Here is a 15,394-nt window from a genome sequence, read left to right on the forward strand (position 1 = left end):
ACCGCCCTTCATTCGTAACGATTTCGCCCGGAGTTCCGTCCCATGCCTCTTCTCCAAGCCTCCAAGGTGTACAAGCCCTTCGAATATCCCTGGGCCTATGAATATTGGAAGCGCCAGCAGCAGCTGCACTGGCTGCCCGAGGAAGTGCCTTTGGGTGAGGATTGCCGCGACTGGGCGCAGAAGCTGTCCGATCATGAGCGCAACCTGCTGACGCAGATTTTCCGCTTCTTCACCCAGGCCGACGTGGAAGTGCAGGATTGCTACCACGAAAAATATGGCCGCGTGTTCAAGCCGACCGAGGTCAAGATGATGCTGACCGCGTTCAGCAACATGGAAACCGTCCACATCGCCGCCTACTCGCATCTGCTCGACACGATCGGGATGCCCGAAAGCGAATATAGCGCCTTCATGCAGTATAAGGAGATGAAGGACAAACACGACTATCTGCAACAGTTCGGCGTCGACACGGACGAGGATATCGCCCGCACGCTCGCCATGTTCGGCGGCTTTACCGAAGGCTTGCAGCTCTTCGCCTCCTTCGCGATGCTGATGAACTTCCCGCGCTTCAACAAGATGAAGGGGATGGGCCAGATCGTCACCTGGTCGATCCGCGACGAAACGCTCCATTGCGAAGGCATCATCAAGCTGTTCCACGCCTTCTGCGCGGAACGCAACTGCCTGACCCCGGCGGTCAAGGACGACATCATGGACATGTGCCAGAAGACGGTGCGGATCGAGGATGCGTTCGTCGATCTGGTCTTCGAAATGGGTCCGGTGCCCGGCATGACGCCCAAGGACATCAAGAAATATGTCCGCTATATCGCCGACTGGCGCCTGGGCCAGCTGGGTTTGAAGCCCATCTACATGATCGACGAGCATCCGCTCCCCTGGCTCGCCCCGATGCTGAACGGCGTGGAGCACGCCAACTTCTTCGAAACCCGCGCGACCGAATATTCGAAGGGCGCGACGCGCGGCCAGTGGAACGACGTCTGGGACGCCTTCGACCGTCGTCAGAAGATCAAGGGCAGCGACGCGGCCAACACCGACGACACCGACCCGGACATGTTCAAGGCGGCGGGCATCGCGGCGGAGTGACAATGATCGAAGGTGGCGCCTGCGATGGCGCCACCTTTACGCTTCCAATATGCCTTCGACGGCGGGAACCGTGCTTTGCGTCCATAACGGACCCATCTCGCGCCAAAACGGCGCGAATCGCTTTATGCTCGCCCCATGACCGAGCCAGCCCCGCCCCCTCACACATCCCGCCATCACAGCTATATCTGCAATGTCTGCGGCAGCGACCATGTCACGCGCGACGCTTGGGCGGCGTGGGACATGGCGGCGCAGCATTGGGTGCTGGAGGTCGTCTTCGACCAGTGCTGGTGTCATCGCTGCATGAGCGCCACGCGGCTCGACCGGGTCGTGCTGACCAGCCCGATCACCTTTGCCGCCCCCGATCCCGCAAAGGACCGCGTCGCCGGGGTGAAGCTTCCTTAACCCCGCTCGCTTATCATGCGCGCCATGTTCTTCGGCGTCCGCCTCCGCTCGATCTTCACCAGCCGCTGGTTCGCGCTGCTCTGGGCGCTGCTGGTGATCCTGACCGCCATCCAGTTCGTCGGCTCCGGCGACGACAGTCCCGGCGCGCAGGACGACAACGCTGCCGCCGACGGCCTCACCAACGACCAGCGCGCCGCCCTCGCCAACGCGCTCTGACGCCGTTGGCGCCCTGGGCGCATCCGGCCGATCCCGTCCGCGCTGTCCTACATGCCGCCGCTACGCTATGCTCTGCCCGTTCCTTCGCATCGTCAGACCGCATCCCGCCGTGCGAGGGGGAAATCGTCCTGCAAAAAACTTCCCATGGTCGACAGGCATGAAATTCCGGAAGTTCCGGTCGCCCGCGCCGCTCCTTACGCCCCTGTCCCCCGACTGAACGACGCGTTTTGTTCCGTTCATGCAACATCCCCTAATCTCGCGGGTTCTACCGCCACGATACCCAGAGGGAAGGAGTCCCACCCGTGAGATTTTCGTTGCACAAGGCCATCGCCGCCGTGTCGCTCGGCGCAATCGCCCTGACCGGCGTCGCCGCCACCCCGGCCTTCGCCCAGCCCGGCCAGCATAATCGCGAGCATCGCCAGGAACGGCGCGAGGATCGCCGCGAATTTCGCCAGGAAAAGCGCGAGGACCGTCGCGATTTCCGCCAGGATCGTCGCGCCGATCGTCGCGATTTCCGGCAGGATCGCCGGGAAGACCGCCGCGATTGGCACCAGGATCGCCGCGCGGACAATCGTCGCGCCGACTATCGCCGTCCCGGCCGTCCGGTCTACAGCTATGACTGGAACCGTCCCGATCCGCGCTATGGTCGTTCCTATCGGCCCGACCGCTATTATCGCACCGGCTACGCCCCGATCCGGGTCGATCGCCGCACCCGTATCTACCGTGGCTATGACGACCGCTATTATTGCCGCCGGTCGGACGGCACCACCGGTCTGATCGTGGGCGCAGCTCTGGGCGGCCTCCTCGGCAGCCAGATCGACCGTGGCCAGTCCAATGTCGCGGGCATCCTGATCGGCGGCGGCGCCGGCGCGCTGCTGGGTCGCGAGATCGACCGCGGCGGCGTCAACTGCCGCTAAGTCGGCACTAGCACCAGGGGTGGCGGCTGCCATCCCAGCGTCGGGCCAGTCGATCGGCGACCAGTTGTTCGCCGATCGACTGGCCCCCGCGCGTTACCAACCGCAAGGCCCGGCCATAGCGGTCGCTGTCGCGATCGCCGCTTTCCAGCGAGAAAGCCCCTTCATTCATCAGCGCCTGCAATCGCCGTGTCGCACGCGCGCCCAGTTCGCCCTCCGCCAGGCAGCGCGGGCCATGGGTTTCGGGCGTGTCGATGTCGGCGATGCGATATTTCTCGCCGCGGAACCAGAATGTGTCGCCATCGACAACGCAATTGGTCCCGCCGCCGCTATGGCAGAAGGCGAAATCGGCCCGCAGGCCGTCGGCCGCAACCTCCGGCGCTGGCGCAGCGATCGGAGGCAGGTCGATCCGCGCGATCCAGTCCGGCCCATACCAGCCAAGCAGCAAGCCCAGGCACAGCATATAGAGAAGCGCCGGCCCGCTAAATCCCAACCGGACCTGCCGGCCACGCGCATATTTCTGTCTCGCCATGCCCCGCTCTAGCGAGCGTCCGGCAAACAGGGCGTTAAAGCCGATCCAGCTTTTCACCGATCCGGCGACGATCCGATTTGACGCCGGTCAACGCCATGGACCGGCGCACTATCATCCCGGCCGGGATCATCCGAAACGGCGCTTAAAGGATGAACACCGTCGCCAGCGCCCAGCGCTATTCGTCCTCCTCGGTCGGCCCCATCTCATCTTCCTCATCGTCCATTTGCGGCTCGCCGGCATAGGCGTCCATGTCGATCCGGCCGGACCGGTCCATCTCGGTCATCTTGTCGACCAGATCGGGCACGTCGTCGGGGATGATCTGCGCCGGGTTGGCGCGCCCGCCATGTTCGCTTTCTTCGGCAAGGTCGGTGGAGCGCGCCCGCGCATCATCCGCGACATCCTGCGCCTGGGTGCCGGCCTCGGCCTGTTCCTTATTGTCTTCCAGTTCGCGGTCGGGGGTAGGGCGGTCCATCGCATGTCTCCTTGGGGCCTGATGCCCGATCCTTCCCCAACGGCCTTGCGCGCCCGCCGTTCCGGGGAAATGACTGGCCCGGAAATGACTGGACAGTCTTTCGTCAAGGAGGCAAAGGCCGCTCTGATCCTTTCGCACTGCAGCAGGAATCTCCCATGCCCCGCCAGCTCATTTCCTCCGGCTCGCCCTTCGAGGCGCAGGTCGGCTATTCGCGCGCCGTCGTCCAGGGCGACTGGTGCTTCGTCGCCGGCACCACCGGCACCGATCCCGAAACCAAGACCATGCCGGAATCGGTTGTGGAGCAGGGCCGGAATGCGCTCAAGGTCATCGGCAAGGCACTGGACGACGCGGGCTTTTCCTTCTCCGACGTCGTGCGCGTGACCTATTATATCACCGACGCGGCCTATTGGGATGTGATGGGCGATATCGCCGGCCCTGTGTTCGGCGACATCCGCCCCGCGGCCAGTTGCGTCATCGCCGGCCTCGTCAAGCCGGAGATGAAGATCGAAATCGAAGTCACCGCCTTCAAAGGGTAACAGGAGCACCGCATCATGATTACCATGTATGGCATCAAAAATTGCGACACGATCAAGAAGGCCCGCAACTGGCTGGACAATGAGCGGGTCAGCTACAGCTTCCACGACTATAAGGTCGCCGGCGTCGATAAGGCGAAGCTGGAAGAATGGGTGATGGAACATGGCTGGGAAACCATCCTCAACCGCTCCGGCACCACCTTCAAGGCGCTGGACGCCGGGGACAAGGCGCATATCGATGCGGACAAGGCGATCCTGCTGATGATCACCAACCCTTCGATGATCAAGCGCCCGATCCTCGACACCGGCCGCGAAACTCTCGTCGGGTTCAAGGCGACGACCTATGAAAATGCACTACAGGGCGTGAAGGCATGATCGGGCGGGGGCTGGCGCGCATCGGACTGTATCTGTTGATGAGCCTCATTCCCCTCTCTGCGGTTCAGGCCGAACCGATCCTGATCGCCCATCGTGGCGCCAGCGGCGAACGGCCCGAACATACGCTCGCTAGCTATGAGCGGGCGATCGATCAGGGCGCCGACTATATCGAGCCGGACCTGGTGTTGACCAAGGACGGCGTGCTGGTCGCCCGGCATGAAAATGAGATAGCCGGCACCACCGATGTCGCCGAGCATCCTGAATTCGCCGATCGCAAGACGACGAAGACGATCGACGGGGTCGCCATGACGGGTTGGTTCACCGAGGATTTTACCCTCGCCGAACTGCGCACGCTGCATGCGCGCGAACGGCTGCCCGATGTCCGCCCGGCCAATCGGCGTTTCGACGACCTTTATCAAATCCCGACCTTCGAGGAGATATTGAAGCTGGTCCGCGCGAAGGAGGCCGAAACCGGCCGCCGCATCGGCCTCTATCCCGAAACCAAGCATCCCGGCTATTTCGCGGGGCTGGGGCTGCCGCATCAGGCCGCGCTGCTCGATCTGCTCGGCCGCTACGGCTATCAGAGCGAGGCCGACCCGGTCTTCATCCAGTCGTTCGAGGTCGGCAATCTGAAGGCCCTTCGCGCCGCGACCCGGCTGCGCCTGATTCAACTGGTCGACGCGGAGGGCGGCCCGGCCGACCTGCCCGGCACCAGCTATGCGGACATGCTGACGGTCCAGGGCCTGACGGAGATCGCCACCTACGCCGATGGCATCGGGCCTTCGGCGGCGCTGATCATCGCGCCCGAAGGCCCGACCGCGCTGGTTGGCCGCGCCCATGATGCGGGCTTGCAGGTTCATGTCTGGACGCTGCGGATGGAAAACAGCTTCCTGCCCGCCCAATATCAGCGCCCCGACGATCCGCAGGGTCGCGGCGACTTCGCCGGCTGGGTCCGTGCCATCGCCGCCACCGGGGTCGATGGCCTGTTCAGCGACTTTCCCGGGCAGGCGCGCGCGGCTCTGTCCGCCACCGCACCCTGATCGGCGATGGCGCGCCAAGCGAAAACTTCTTTCTCTCTCGCCTCGCTTGACTTGCCAAAGCGGGTGCGCGGGCGAATAACGGACCCATGTTGTCCCAGAAGACCCGTTACGCCATCCGTGCGCTTCAGCATCTCGCCGATCGCTACCGCCAGGGTCCGGTACCCCTCAATGAAATCGCGACGCGCCAGAATATCCCATCCAAATTCCTGACCGTGATCCTGTCCGAACTGTCGCGCGAAGGACTGGTCGCGACGCAGCGGGGCAGGGATGGAGGCTATTGGCTGGCGCTGGCGCCGGTGGACGTCAGCTATGGCGACATCGTCCGGCTGACCCGCGGCTCGCTGGCGCTCACCCCCTGCGCCAGCCGGTTCGCGCATGAAAGCTGCACCAACTGCCTGCCCGAATCGGAATGCCGCCTGCACCGCGTGATGCTGCGCGTCCGCGACGAAACCGCCAAGGTGCTGGACAGCATCAGCCTGGCGGAGCCGTTTGCGGTGACCGACGACGCGGCCTGAGCCTTGCGCTTGCGCCTTACCTTCGCCACATCAGCCGCATGACCACCCCGCCGCTCAAAGCCGTCCTGATCCCCGTCACCCCGTTGCAGCAGAATTGCACCCTCTTCTGGTGCACGGCAACGATGCGCGGCGCCTTCGTCGATCCGGGTGGCGACCTGCCGGTGCTCAGGAAGGCGGCGCAGCAACATGGTGTGACGATCGAGAAGATCCTCGTCACCCACGGTCATATCGACCATTGCGGACAGGCTGGCGTGCTGGCGCGCGACCTGAATGTCCCGATCGAGGGGCCGCATGAGGATGATCGTTTCTGGATCGACCGGCTGCCGCAGGATGGGGAGCGCTGGGGCCTGCCCGGCGAGAGCTTCGAACCCGATCGCTGGCTGGTCGACGGCGATCAGGTGACGGTCGGTCAACTGACCTTCGATGTCTATCACTGTCCCGGCCACACGCCTGGCCATGTCGTCTTCCACCATGCGCCCAGCAAGCTGGCGATCGTGGGCGATGTCCTGTTCCAGGGATCGATCGGCCGCACCGACTTTCCGCGCGGCAATCATCAGCATCTGATCGACGCCATTACGGGCAAGCTGTGGCCGCTGGGCGGCGAGACGGCCTTCGTGCCCGGCCATGGCCAGATGAGCAATTTCGCCCATGAGCGGCGGACCAACCCCTTCGTCGCCGATTCGGTGCTGGCGGGATAATTACCCCCGCGCCGCCATTGCCGGCGGCACGGGCATTGCCCGCGTCGCGCTATAGGCGATCGTCAGCGCGGTGATGGCCATCGCGACCATCACGCCCCAGGTCAGCAGCGCGCCGCCCGCGCGCCAGACCGTGGGCTGGTCGGCGTCCATGCCGAACGCATGGGCGACCCGCGCCACCACATAGACCAGTGCGCCGATCCACAGCCAGAGCGACGCGCCCACGGCCAGTTCGACCAGCGCGAAGAGAATCAGCACGATCGGCGTATATTCCACGAAATTGGCATGGGCGCGCATCCGCCGCGCCAGCACGCTGTTGCCCGCATCGCCATGCATCACCTTGTCGGCGATGCGAATGCGCGCGCAGCGAGTCGCGATCCACAGGTTGAGCAGCGCGCAGGCCGCGGCAAAGGTCAGGGTGATCGGCAGCAGCATGGAATATCCCCTCGTTTCAGGCGCCATATCCTAGACGGCATGGACGACCGGGCAAGGTCAAAGGGAAAGGCCAATGGGAAAGGAAAGCCTTGCACCCCCGACAAAAAGCGCTATAGGCGCAGGGCTTCGCGATCACCCGGGCCGCATGGGTCTGCGGCGCCGTTGGCGTCAGCTTTTCTGTTCGGAACTGGCCGGTCGTACAACTTGATATTATACGGAACAAGGTGCCGACATGGCTGTCCCCAAAAGGAAAACGTCCCCCTCCAAGCGCGGCATGCGCCGTAGCCACGATTCGCTGCGCGTCGAAGCATTTCAGGAATGCTCCAACTGCGGCGAGCTGAAGCGTCCCCACAATCTGTGCGACGCCTGCGGGCATTATAACGGCCGCGAAATCGTCGCCGTCGGGGCGTAAGCCCATCCCCATCTCCGCAAAGGGGTGATCTGAGTGTCCAGTCAGCCGCGAATCGCAATAGACGCGATGGGCGGGGACGAAGGCGTGCGCGTGATGATGGCAGGCGTGGCTTTGGCCCGCCACCGTCATGACGGGCTGCGCTTCACCCTGTTTGGCGACGAGACGCAGATCAAGGCTGCGCTCGATCATCACCCCAACCTGCGCGCGGCGTCGGAAATCGTCCATGCCGACACCGTCGTGGCGGGTTCCGACAAGCCGAGCGTGGCGATCCGCAAGAAGAGCAGCTCGATGAGCATGGCGATCGCCGCCGTGAAATCGGGTCAGGCGGGCGCGGCCGTGTCTGCCGGCAATACCGGCGCGCTGATGGCGATGGCGAAGCTGGCGTTGCGCACCATGCCGGGCGTCGATCGTCCCGCGCTGGCGGCCTTGCTGCCGACGCTGGGCGACAATGACGTCGTCATGCTGGACTTGGGCGCCAATACCGAGTGCGACGCCCGCAACCTCGTCCAGTTCGCGGTAATGGGCGCGGCCTATTCGCGCATCGCCTTCGACCTTGAACGGCCGCGCGTGCGCCTGCTCAACATCGGCACCGAAGACCTCAAGGGCACCGACGAGATTCGCGACGCCGCCGCCGTGCTGCGTAGCGCAAAGACTCTGCCGCTCCAGTTCGACGGATTCACCGAAGGCGACAAGATCGCGCGCGGCGACGCCGACGTGATCGTGTGCGACGGTTTTTCCGGCAATGTCGCGCTCAAGACGGCGGAGGGCACTGCCCGTTTCGTCACCGATGTGCTGCGCAAGGCGTTCACCAGTTCGATCCGCTCGAAGATCGGCTTCCTGATCTCCAAGCCCGCCATGCACCTGCTCAAGCATCATCTCGACCCCAACAACCACAATGGCGCGGTCTTCCTCGGCCTCAACGGCGTGGTTGTGAAGAGCCATGGCAGCGCGAACGACAAGGGCGTGGCCAACGCCGTCCATGTCGCCGCGCGCCTGCTGGAGGAAGACATCACCCGCCGGATCGCCGCCGACATGGCGGGCATCCAGTCGCTGTCGGCCGCCGCGTCCAAGCTGGAGCAGCCCGTCAAGTGATCCGCCGCTCCATCCTGCTCGGCACGGGCTCGGCCCTGCCCGTTCGTGCGGTCAGCAATGCCGAACTGGCGCAGACCGTCGACACCAGCGACGAATGGATCGTCGAGCGCACCGGCATCCGCAACCGCTATATCGCGGGCGAAGGCGAAACCACGGCCAGCCTGGCCGCCGACGCTGCGCGTCAGGCGATCGAAGCGGCGGGCATCGCCGCGCAGGATATCGACCTCATCATCCTGGCGACGGCGACCCCCGACCAGACCTTCCCGGCCGCCGCGACCAAGGTGCAGGCGGCACTGGGCATCGACGATTGCGTGGCGTTCGATGTAGCGGCGGTCTGTTCGGGCTTTCTCTACGCCGTGACCGTGGCCGACAGCATGATCCGATCCGGCGCGGCCAACCGTGCGCTGGTGATCGGGTCGGAAACCTTCAGCCGCATCCTCGACTGGGAAGACCGCACGACCTGCGTCCTGTTCGGCGACGGCGCCGGCGCCGTGGTGCTGGGGGCGGAGGAGAGCGCGGACGGTGCGCGGGGCATCCTCGCCGCCAAGCTCCATGCCGATGGCCGTCACAACCAGCTTCTCTATGTCGACGGCGGCCCGTCCACGACCCAGACGGTGGGCAAGCTGCGGATGCGCGGCCAGGAAGTCTTCCGCCACGCCGTGGTCAATCTCGCCTCGGTGCTGCGGGAAGTGATGGACATTGCGGGCCTCTCCACCGACGAGATCGACTGGCTGGTGCCGCATCAGGCCAATGCCCGCATTCTCGACGCGACAGCGCGCAAGCTCAAATTGTCGCCCGACCGGGTGGTGGTGACGGTCGATCGTCACGCCAATACTTCCGCCGCGTCCGTGCCGCTGGCGCTCGACCATGCGGTGCGGGACGGCCGGATCAAGACGGGCGATCTGGTCGTGCTGGAAGCGATGGGCGGCGGCTTCACCTGGGGCGCGTGCGTCCTGCGGCTCTAGGCCTGCACGCAGGATAGGCGGCGCTTGCCAAAGCGCTGCGAATCGATCACATTTCAGACAGATCATCCGCGAAGATGGTCGCTGAGGCCATGAAGTGGGGATGTTCGATGACCGGCAATGCAACCTTGACGCGGGCGGACCTGGCTGAAAGCGTGAACCGCCATGTCGGCCTGTCGCGGGCGGAAGCCGCGGCGCTGGTCGAATCGATCCTCGAACATATGTCCTGCGCGCTCGAACGCGGGGAGAATGTGAAGATTTCCAGCTTCGGCACCTTCGTCCTGCGCGACAAGACGGAACGTATGGGCCGCAATCCCAAGACCGGCGTCGAAGTGCCGATCGAACCGCGCCGGGTGCTCACCTTCCGCGCCAGCCAGACGATGCGCGACCGGGTCGCCGCAGTTTAAAGTGCGGCTGGCCGCTTTTCCAGCATTACCATTGCTTTACCATAGTTGACGTTCGGTCGATTATGGGTGCAACATCGCTGTCATGGAAAAGGCAGAGGGTGCATTTCTGACCATCAGCGAGCTGGCCGGCGAGCTTGGTCTTCCCCAGCATATATTGCGCTATTGGGAAACGCGTTTCCCACAACTGCGCCCGCTACAGCGATCGGGCAACCGCCGCTATTATCGGCCCACCGACGTCGCGCTTGCGCGCCGCATCCACCAATTGCTCAATGTCGAGGGTTTCACCGTCAAGGGCGCGCAAAAGGCGCTGGTGGATGGCAATGGCCATGCGCCCGCCATGCCCGTCGTCAAGGCTGCGCCGCTGGATCCTTCGGACCTTCTGGCCCGCCTCATGGCCGTCCGTACCGCCCTCGCCAGAGCGATCGGCGACTGACCCTGTTTATGGCTTCGGTGCGCGATAGGGTATGAAGTCGCCCAGCGCGCAGGCGCCGGTCGTGATGCCCGTCTGCAAATTGGCGGTGGTGGTGAAGTCGCCCCGGCACATTTGCGATCCATAGCTGCGCACGATCATCGTGTCGCCATAGGTCAGGCCGCTGCAACTGCCGATCAGGTCATTCTTGTACACCAGCTTGCGGTTGACCTTGTAGAGCAGGACATTGTTGCTGATGACCGTCAGGTTGGTCTGCGGTTCGCGATTGATGCAACTGACCTTCTCGCCCGCCACCTTGCCGGCCAGCGCCTTGTCGAGTTTCGTCGCCTGCTTGTCGGTCAGCGGCGTCGGCTCATAGCTGCCGGTGCAGGCCGCCAGCAGCAGCGGCGCCATCCCAATCCATCCGCGCATCGCGATTCTCCATCATCTCCGCATCTAGGACGCCACCATAGCGCAAAAACCGTCAGGCGGCGTCCTTTGCCGCGCGCCGTTCGGCCAGTTCCGCCACATTGCGCGCGCGCATGAAGATATTCGTGTCCCGCTCCAGCCCGATGCTGGTCGGCACCGTCGCCTCGCCGCGCGACCGCGCCGCCTCCACCGCCGCGACCCGTCGTGCCAGCGCGGCGTTGCCCGGCTCCACGCCCAGCGCAAAGCGGCCGTTGGAGAGCGTATATTCATGCGCGCAATAGACGATCGTGTCGTCCGGCAGCGCGGCGAAGCGCGTCATATTGCTGAACATCTGCGCCGCCGTCCCTTCGAACAGCCGGCCGCAGCCCATGGCGAATAGCGTGTCGCCCACGAACAGGATCTGATCGTCGGCCAGATGATAGGCGATATGCCCCGCCGTATGCGCCGGCACCGCCATCACCGCAGCGACATGGTCGCCGATCCGCACGCTGTCGCCTTCGACCACCGTCCGGTCCAGCGTGCCGATCTTCTCGGCCTCCGCCGCCGGGCCGGTGATGATGCATCCGCCCCATGCCTCTGCTGCCGCCTTGATCGCCGCATTGCCGCCGACATGGTCCCCATGCCAATGGGTGTTCCATATCTGGCCGATGGTCCAGCCGCGCGCGGCCGCCGCCTGCAACACCGGTTCCGCCACCGCCGGATCGATGGCGACGGTTTCGTCGCTTGCCCCGTCGTGGAGCAGCCAGACATAATTGTCGTTGAGCACGGGGATGCGGACAACCTCCAGCATGGCGTTCACCAGACGCCGATATTGGGCATCGACGCCCAGGGCTCGGCCGGTTCCAGCCGCCCGTCCTGCAGCAGTTCGATCGAAATAGCGTCCGGCGTCCGCACGAACGCCATATGCCCGTCACGCGGCGGCCGGTTGATCGTGACGCCGGCGTCCATCAGCCGCTGGCAAGTGTCGTAGATATTCTCGACCTGATACGCGATATGGCCGAAATTGCGCCCGCCATCATAGGTTTCGGCTGGACTGCCATCGGCCGGTGGCCAATTGTAGGTCAGTTCGACCTGCGCGTCCTCGTCGCCCGGCGCGGCGAGATAGACCAGCGTGAAACGCCCTTGCTCGCTGTCGAAGCGCTTGACCTCCTTCAGGCCCAGCAGGTCGAAAAAGGCGATGCTCTTGCCGACGTCACTGACGCGGATCATGCTATGCAGAAATTTGGGCAAGTCTTTCTCCGTTCGTCGCTATAAAGCAACGGTTCATCTCGGCGATCGTAGCTGTGTACCCAAGATAAGGTCGCGCATCACCGGACGGAAGAGGGAAGCAGACAATGGCGTTGGAAATGCGGGACAAGGTTTTGCTGGGCGGCGCGGCGCTGCTGGCGTTCGGGACGATCGCGGGCGGCTATCTGCTCGGCGACGGGCTGAAACGGGCCAAGGCGGCGGACCGCTCGGTCACGGTGCGCGGCCTGGCGGAAAAGGATGTGACGGCGGACCTCGCCACCTGGTCGATCAGCTATTCCGCGACCGGCTTCGACCTGCCCACCGTTCGCGCCGAAATCGATAATAATACCAAGGAATTGCAGGCCTATTTCACTGGCCTTGGCTTCAAGCCGGGCGAGCTGACCCCGACCGGCGCGGGGGTGAACCAATATCTCAACAATGGCGTCAACAATATCACCATTACCCAGCGGATGCTGCTCCGCACGACCGACATCGCTCGCGCGGAAAAGGCGGTGGCGCAGCAATTCGACCTCGTCCGTCGCGGCGTGACGCTGCAGGAAGGGTCGGGCATGAAATACAGCTTCACCAGGCTGAACGACGTGAAGCCCGACATGGTCGCCGCCGCCACGAAGGACGCCCGCGCCGCGGCCGAACAGTTCGCCAAGGATTCTGGGTCCGGGGTAGGGGGCATCAAGAGCGCTACCCAGGGCTATTTCTCGATCGACGCCCGCGATGGCGAAGGCGGCGACGGATCGAGCGACACGCCCTATAAGAAGGTGCGCGTCGTCACGACCGTCGACTTCTACCTCAAATAATCGGCCTTATCAGCACCGGCCCCGGCGACGATCCCGACGCGAACAGCGCTCGTCCTTGTCGCCGATGACCGCGCCGACCGCGCCACCGATCGCCGCGCCTTCCACTGTGCCAAGACCGGTGGCGCTGCCCACGACCGCGCCGCCGGCGCCGCCGATCAGGCCGCCGCGCGTCGCGCCGCGCGAACAGGCGGTGGTCGCCATCGCACCGACCAGCAGCAGGCCGATCGCCGCGCTTTTCTTCCAATAACTGTCCAACTCGCTGTCTCCTTCACGCAATCCCGCTACGGACGAGCGAACGGGGCGAAGGCGAAAGCGGTTCCGTTACAAAGTCTTGCTGGTGATCTTAACGTGCAGGCTGGGCGACCGGGAGCCGCGACAGATTGTCCGCCGCCGCCTTGCCGGACGGCGCGTCCGGGGCCAGCCTCATCGCCCGCGCCCAGGCCGCGCGCGCAATGTCCTCATGATCGGTCAGGACCGCGATATTGCCCTCCTCCAGCGCCACGGAGGCATCGTCGGGCGACAATTGCACCGCGCGCGCTATATGCGCCTGCGCCAGGCTCATCTCGCCCGACCGGCGCGCCAGCGTCGCCGACAACAGCCAGCCCAGCGGGTCTTTGGGCGCCTGTACCAGTGCGATGTCCAGCGAATCGCGCGCCGCATCCGGTTCGTTCAGCGCCACCAGCGCCCGCGCCCGGTCCAGATGGACCTCGCCCTTTTCCAGCCCGTCGGGCAGTCCGCGCGCCAGCGCCGCATCGAAATCGCCCCGGGCCTTGGGCAGGTCGCCGCTCGCCATCGCGGCATTGCCGGCCTGCGCCCATAGCCGCGCCGCCTCCACCATCTCGCCACTGCGCTCGGCTTCCTCGGCCGCCTGCTCGAAGGCGACGATCGCGGGCGTCCAGCGCTCGGCGCGCGCATAGGCGAAGCCCATACAGTGGCGCGCGTAGAAGCCGCCTCCGTCGATCCGCCATTTCTGGGCGAAGGCGATCCCGGCGTCGGGCGATTCGATCGCCTGATCCAGGCACGCCTGGAAGGGGGCGGCGAATTTGGCGGGCACGGGAATCTTGCCATCCGTCCGTGCCGGGGCCGCCGCCGCAGGAGTCGCCGCCGCCGCAGCCGCGGCGCGCTCTTCCTGCTTTTCCTTGCGGCTGCGGTTCATCACCGCCTCGATCTCGGGATCATAGGCCTGGAGCAGGATCGGCAGGAAAAGGAGCATCAATGGGTATCCACAATTTGGGCCAACAGGCTGGCGACGGTGCGGATCAACAGGGCGATGTCGCCGTCGCGCGACAGGCGATGGTCGCCGTCCTTAATCAGCAACGTCTGCACATCCGATGAACGCAGCCGCGCCGCCGCCTTCACCGCCACATACCAGGGCACGTCCTTGTCCTGCTGACCGTGGAGCAGCCGCACCGGGCAATCGATCGCGATCTCGCCCTCCAGCAGCCGCAATGCCTGCCCCGACTGCCAGAAGGCCAGCGTCGTGACATAAGGGGCTTCGCTATAGGGTGACGGCTCCTCGATCCGCCCCTCGGTCGTCAGCAGCGCCTTGTCCGCGTCGGTAAAGCCCCATTCGGTGAAGTCGGGCGCGGCGGCGATGCCGACCACCCCCACCACGCGGTTCGGCCGCGCAAGTGCCACCAGCAACGCCAGCCACCCACCCATGGACGATCCGACCAGCACCACCGGCCCCTGCGTCACCGCGTCCAGCAGCAACAGCACATCGTCGCGCCAACTCGCCAGCGTTCCATCGGCAAAGCGGCCTTCGCTGGCGCCGCAACCGGCATAGTCCAGCCGCAGCATCGCGCGACCCTGCTCTGTGGCCCACCGCTCCAGCGCGACCGCCTTGCTGCCCTCCATGTCGGACATGTAGCCGGGCAGGAAGACGATCGTCGGTCCGACGCCACCCTGTCGCCGATAGGCCAGGCGCAGCCCGTCAGGCCGGGCAAACAGCGCGGGCGGGGTGGCGGGAATAGCGTTCACGGTTGCATCCTTCATGATCTTGTGACGACAATTCCGCCTTAGACCGGCTTTTTGCGATGGCGAGAAAAATATTGGAGACAATGCGTTGACAGCATTGGGGGACCCGGTTAGAGGCGCCCTCCTACCCCGTGCCCAGATGGCGGAATTGGTAGACGCACCAGCTTCAGGTGCTGGCGATCGCAAGGTCGTGGAGGTTCGAGTCCTCTTCTGGGCACCATTTGTTCTCAAAGCATTGATAATGCTGGGGGATCGTCGGCAAGACGGTCCCCAGAGAGCGTCTGCTACACAGAACTGCTACACAGTCCGGGGCACCAATCGTCCCCAAACCCTCGGAAAACTGCCGTAAATGGTCGTGAGGGCTGCTACACAGCACTGCTACACAATCGGCCTGTCGGACTGTGTATCCGGGGCACGCAGTTCTATTACCGTCGCAGGAT

At 64.8% G+C, this 15,394-nt stretch carries 24 protein-coding genes and 1 tRNA gene; 16 read left to right on the plus strand and 9 right to left on the minus strand.

Going from position 1 to position 15,394, the window contains the following annotated elements; translation table 11 throughout:
- Window positions 1-42: 42 nt before the first annotated feature.
- From SBA_RS03965 to SBA_RS03980, 4 genes are all read left to right on the plus strand, one after another.
- Window positions 43-1,095 (plus strand): ribonucleotide-diphosphate reductase subunit beta, encoded by a 1,053-nt coding sequence (locus tag SBA_RS03965; RefSeq protein ID WP_224546381.1) that lies wholly within the window; start codon window positions 43-45, stop codon window positions 1,093-1,095.
- 135 nt (window positions 1,096-1,230) lie between these two features.
- Window positions 1,231-1,497 (plus strand): hypothetical protein, encoded by a 267-nt coding sequence (locus SBA_RS03970; protein ID WP_261935965.1) that lies wholly within the window; start codon window positions 1,231-1,233, stop codon window positions 1,495-1,497.
- 15 nt (window positions 1,498-1,512) lie between these two features.
- A complete protein-coding gene (locus SBA_RS03975) occupies window positions 1,513-1,713 on the plus strand; it encodes a hypothetical protein (protein ID WP_224546379.1) in 201 nt (66 codons plus the stop codon).
- Window positions 1,714-2,015: 302 nt separating this feature from the next.
- Entirely contained in the window at window positions 2,016-2,630 is a 615-nt protein-coding gene (locus tag SBA_RS03980) for a glycine zipper 2TM domain-containing protein (protein WP_261935966.1), read from the plus strand.
- A gap of 7 nt (window positions 2,631-2,637) precedes the next feature.
- Here SBA_RS03980 and SBA_RS03985 read toward each other — a convergent pair whose 3' ends face one another.
- Together SBA_RS03985 and SBA_RS03990 are read right to left on the minus strand one after the other, a co-directional pair.
- Window positions 2,638-3,159: a thermonuclease family protein gene (locus tag SBA_RS03985; protein ID WP_261935967.1), complete on the minus strand. Its 522-nt coding sequence runs from the start codon at window positions 3,157-3,159 to the stop codon at window positions 2,638-2,640.
- A gap of 175 nt (window positions 3,160-3,334) precedes the next feature.
- Entirely contained in the window at window positions 3,335-3,631 is a 297-nt protein-coding gene (locus SBA_RS03990; protein ID WP_224546376.1) for a hypothetical protein, read from the minus strand.
- 155 nt (window positions 3,632-3,786) lie between these two features.
- Here SBA_RS03990 and SBA_RS03995 point away from each other — a divergent pair, with 155 nt between their 5' ends.
- The 5 genes from SBA_RS03995 to SBA_RS04015 all read left to right on the plus strand — a co-directional run bounded on the left by SBA_RS03995 (window position 3,787) and on the right by SBA_RS04015 (window position 6,792).
- Window positions 3,787-4,167 (plus strand): RidA family protein, encoded by a 381-nt coding sequence (locus SBA_RS03995; RefSeq protein ID WP_224546374.1) that lies wholly within the window; start codon window positions 3,787-3,789, stop codon window positions 4,165-4,167.
- Between the two features lie 15 nt (window positions 4,168-4,182).
- Window positions 4,183-4,539, plus strand: coding sequence for an ArsC family reductase (locus SBA_RS04000; RefSeq protein WP_224546372.1), 357 nt, complete (start codon window positions 4,183-4,185; stop codon window positions 4,537-4,539).
- Window positions 4,536-5,579, plus strand: a complete 1,044-nt coding sequence (locus tag SBA_RS04005; protein WP_261935968.1) for a glycerophosphodiester phosphodiesterase — start codon at window positions 4,536-4,538, stop codon at window positions 5,577-5,579. Before SBA_RS04000 ends, SBA_RS04005 begins: the two co-directional genes overlap by 4 nt.
- Window positions 5,580-5,665: 86 nt before the next feature.
- Window positions 5,666-6,094: an RrF2 family transcriptional regulator gene (locus SBA_RS04010; RefSeq protein ID WP_088184139.1), complete on the plus strand. Its 429-nt coding sequence runs from the start codon at window positions 5,666-5,668 to the stop codon at window positions 6,092-6,094.
- 38 nt (window positions 6,095-6,132) lie between these two features.
- Entirely contained in the window at window positions 6,133-6,792 is a 660-nt protein-coding gene (locus tag SBA_RS04015; RefSeq protein ID WP_261935969.1) for an MBL fold metallo-hydrolase, read from the plus strand.
- Here the strand turns inward: SBA_RS04015 and SBA_RS04020 are convergent, their stop codons facing one another.
- Window positions 6,793-7,224 (minus strand): MAPEG family protein, encoded by a 432-nt coding sequence (locus tag SBA_RS04020; RefSeq protein WP_261935970.1) that lies wholly within the window; start codon window positions 7,222-7,224, stop codon window positions 6,793-6,795.
- Window positions 7,225-7,456: 232 nt separating this feature from the next.
- Between SBA_RS04020 and rpmF the strand changes: the two genes are divergently transcribed.
- The 5 genes from rpmF to SBA_RS04045 all read left to right on the plus strand — a co-directional run bounded on the left by rpmF (window position 7,457) and on the right by SBA_RS04045 (window position 10,530).
- Complete coding sequence (gene rpmF / locus SBA_RS04025; RefSeq protein WP_066606737.1) at window positions 7,457-7,636, plus strand: 50S ribosomal protein L32; 180 nt, start codon at window positions 7,457-7,459, stop codon at window positions 7,634-7,636.
- 66 nt (window positions 7,637-7,702) lie between these two features.
- Window positions 7,703-8,728: a phosphate acyltransferase PlsX gene (gene plsX, locus SBA_RS04030; RefSeq protein WP_261936678.1), complete on the plus strand. Its 1,026-nt coding sequence runs from the start codon at window positions 7,703-7,705 to the stop codon at window positions 8,726-8,728.
- A complete protein-coding gene (locus SBA_RS04035) occupies window positions 8,725-9,693 on the plus strand; it encodes a beta-ketoacyl-ACP synthase III (RefSeq protein ID WP_261935971.1) in 969 nt (322 codons plus the stop codon). Before plsX ends, SBA_RS04035 begins: the two co-directional genes overlap by 4 nt.
- Window positions 9,694-9,800: 107 nt before the next feature.
- A complete protein-coding gene (gene ihfA, locus SBA_RS04040) occupies window positions 9,801-10,097 on the plus strand; it encodes an integration host factor subunit alpha (RefSeq protein ID WP_224546356.1) in 297 nt (98 codons plus the stop codon).
- Between the two features lie 82 nt (window positions 10,098-10,179).
- Complete coding sequence (locus tag SBA_RS04045) at window positions 10,180-10,530, plus strand: MerR family transcriptional regulator (RefSeq protein WP_224546354.1); 351 nt, start codon at window positions 10,180-10,182, stop codon at window positions 10,528-10,530.
- 6 nt (window positions 10,531-10,536) lie between these two features.
- On the opposite strand, the gene SBA_RS04050 is transcribed toward SBA_RS04045, so the two are convergent.
- Genes SBA_RS04050 through SBA_RS04060 form a run of 3 tightly spaced genes read right to left on the minus strand, consistent with a single transcriptional unit; the run spans window position 10,537 to window position 12,165 of the window.
- Window positions 10,537-10,938, minus strand: a complete 402-nt coding sequence (locus tag SBA_RS04050) for a hypothetical protein (protein WP_261935972.1) — start codon at window positions 10,936-10,938, stop codon at window positions 10,537-10,539.
- Window positions 10,939-10,990: 52 nt separating this feature from the next.
- Window positions 10,991-11,725 carry a hydroxyacylglutathione hydrolase gene (gloB, locus tag SBA_RS04055; RefSeq protein ID WP_224546350.1) on the minus strand — a complete coding sequence of 245 codons (735 nt, stop codon included), beginning with the start codon at window positions 11,723-11,725 and terminating at the stop codon, window positions 10,991-10,993.
- Between the two features lie 5 nt (window positions 11,726-11,730).
- Window positions 11,731-12,165: a VOC family protein gene (locus SBA_RS04060; RefSeq protein ID WP_261935973.1), complete on the minus strand. Its 435-nt coding sequence runs from the start codon at window positions 12,163-12,165 to the stop codon at window positions 11,731-11,733.
- Window positions 12,166-12,269: 104 nt separating this feature from the next.
- Here SBA_RS04060 and SBA_RS04065 point away from each other — a divergent pair, with 104 nt between their 5' ends.
- Window positions 12,270-12,977 carry an SIMPL domain-containing protein gene (locus tag SBA_RS04065; protein WP_261935974.1) on the plus strand — a complete coding sequence of 236 codons (708 nt, stop codon included), beginning with the start codon at window positions 12,270-12,272 and terminating at the stop codon, window positions 12,975-12,977.
- A 9-nt stretch (window positions 12,978-12,986) separates the two neighbouring features.
- Here the strand turns inward: SBA_RS04065 and SBA_RS04070 are convergent, their stop codons facing one another.
- The 3 genes from SBA_RS04070 to SBA_RS04080 all read right to left on the minus strand — a co-directional run bounded on the left by SBA_RS04070 (window position 12,987) and on the right by SBA_RS04080 (window position 14,972).
- A complete protein-coding gene (locus SBA_RS04070; RefSeq protein WP_261935975.1) occupies window positions 12,987-13,232 on the minus strand; it encodes a hypothetical protein in 246 nt (81 codons plus the stop codon).
- 88 nt (window positions 13,233-13,320) lie between these two features.
- Window positions 13,321-14,190 carry a tetratricopeptide repeat protein gene (locus SBA_RS04075; RefSeq protein WP_261935976.1) on the minus strand — a complete coding sequence of 290 codons (870 nt, stop codon included), beginning with the start codon at window positions 14,188-14,190 and terminating at the stop codon, window positions 13,321-13,323.
- The gene (locus SBA_RS04080) at window positions 14,190-14,972 is read right to left on the minus strand and encodes an alpha/beta fold hydrolase (RefSeq protein ID WP_390902380.1); all 783 of its coding nucleotides are present in this window, start codon (window positions 14,970-14,972) and stop codon (window positions 14,190-14,192) included. Before SBA_RS04080 ends, SBA_RS04075 begins: the two co-directional genes overlap by 1 nt.
- Before the next feature lie 115 nt (window positions 14,973-15,087).
- On the opposite strand from SBA_RS04080, the gene SBA_RS04085 reads away from it, so the two are divergent.
- A tRNA-Leu gene (locus SBA_RS04085) sits at window positions 15,088-15,174 on the plus strand.
- Window positions 15,175-15,394 lie beyond the last annotated feature (220 nt).

It is taken from the genome of Sphingomonas bisphenolicum (genome assembly GCF_024349785.1).
Taxonomy (GTDB): Bacteria; Pseudomonadota; Alphaproteobacteria; order Sphingomonadales; family Sphingomonadaceae; genus Sphingobium; species Sphingobium bisphenolicum.

Bases quoted from the DNA above. Each gene is read 5' to 3' on its own strand.
- SBA_RS03965 (WP_224546381.1), top strand. From the start codon at position 43: ATGCCTCTTCTCCAAGCCTCCAAGGTGTACAAGCCCTTCGAATATCCC.
- SBA_RS03970 (WP_261935965.1), top strand. From the start codon at position 1,231: ATGACCGAGCCAGCCCCGCCCCCTCACACATCCCGCCATCACAGCTAT.
- SBA_RS03975 (WP_224546379.1), top strand. From the start codon at position 1,513: ATGCGCGCCATGTTCTTCGGCGTCCGCCTCCGCTCGATCTTCACCAGC.
- SBA_RS03985 (WP_261935967.1), bottom strand. From the start codon at position 3,159: ATGGCGAGACAGAAATATGCGCGTGGCCGGCAGGTCCGGTTGGGATTT.
- SBA_RS03990 (WP_224546376.1), bottom strand. From the start codon at position 3,631: ATGGACCGCCCTACCCCCGACCGCGAACTGGAAGACAATAAGGAACAG.
- SBA_RS03995 (WP_224546374.1), top strand. From the start codon at position 3,787: ATGCCCCGCCAGCTCATTTCCTCCGGCTCGCCCTTCGAGGCGCAGGTC.
- SBA_RS04000 (WP_224546372.1), top strand. From the start codon at position 4,183: ATGATTACCATGTATGGCATCAAAAATTGCGACACGATCAAGAAGGCC.
- SBA_RS04005 (WP_261935968.1), top strand. From the start codon at position 4,536: ATGATCGGGCGGGGGCTGGCGCGCATCGGACTGTATCTGTTGATGAGC.
- SBA_RS04010 (WP_088184139.1), top strand. From the start codon at position 5,666: ATGTTGTCCCAGAAGACCCGTTACGCCATCCGTGCGCTTCAGCATCTC.
- SBA_RS04015 (WP_261935969.1), top strand. From the start codon at position 6,133: ATGACCACCCCGCCGCTCAAAGCCGTCCTGATCCCCGTCACCCCGTTG.
- SBA_RS04020 (WP_261935970.1), bottom strand. From the start codon at position 7,224: ATGCTGCTGCCGATCACCCTGACCTTTGCCGCGGCCTGCGCGCTGCTC.
- rpmF (WP_066606737.1), top strand. From the start codon at position 7,457: ATGGCTGTCCCCAAAAGGAAAACGTCCCCCTCCAAGCGCGGCATGCGC.
- plsX (WP_261936678.1), top strand. From the start codon at position 7,703: ATGGGCGGGGACGAAGGCGTGCGCGTGATGATGGCAGGCGTGGCTTTG.
- ihfA (WP_224546356.1), top strand. From the start codon at position 9,801: ATGACCGGCAATGCAACCTTGACGCGGGCGGACCTGGCTGAAAGCGTG.
- SBA_RS04045 (WP_224546354.1), top strand. From the start codon at position 10,180: ATGGAAAAGGCAGAGGGTGCATTTCTGACCATCAGCGAGCTGGCCGGC.
- SBA_RS04050 (WP_261935972.1), bottom strand. From the start codon at position 10,938: ATGCGCGGATGGATTGGGATGGCGCCGCTGCTGCTGGCGGCCTGCACC.
- gloB (WP_224546350.1), bottom strand. From the start codon at position 11,725: ATGCTGGAGGTTGTCCGCATCCCCGTGCTCAACGACAATTATGTCTGG.
- SBA_RS04065 (WP_261935974.1), top strand. From the start codon at position 12,270: ATGGCGTTGGAAATGCGGGACAAGGTTTTGCTGGGCGGCGCGGCGCTG.
- SBA_RS04075 (WP_261935976.1), bottom strand. From the start codon at position 14,190: ATGCTCCTTTTCCTGCCGATCCTGCTCCAGGCCTATGATCCCGAGATC.
- SBA_RS04080 (WP_390902380.1), bottom strand. From the start codon at position 14,972: ATGAAGGATGCAACCGTGAACGCTATTCCCGCCACCCCGCCCGCGCTG.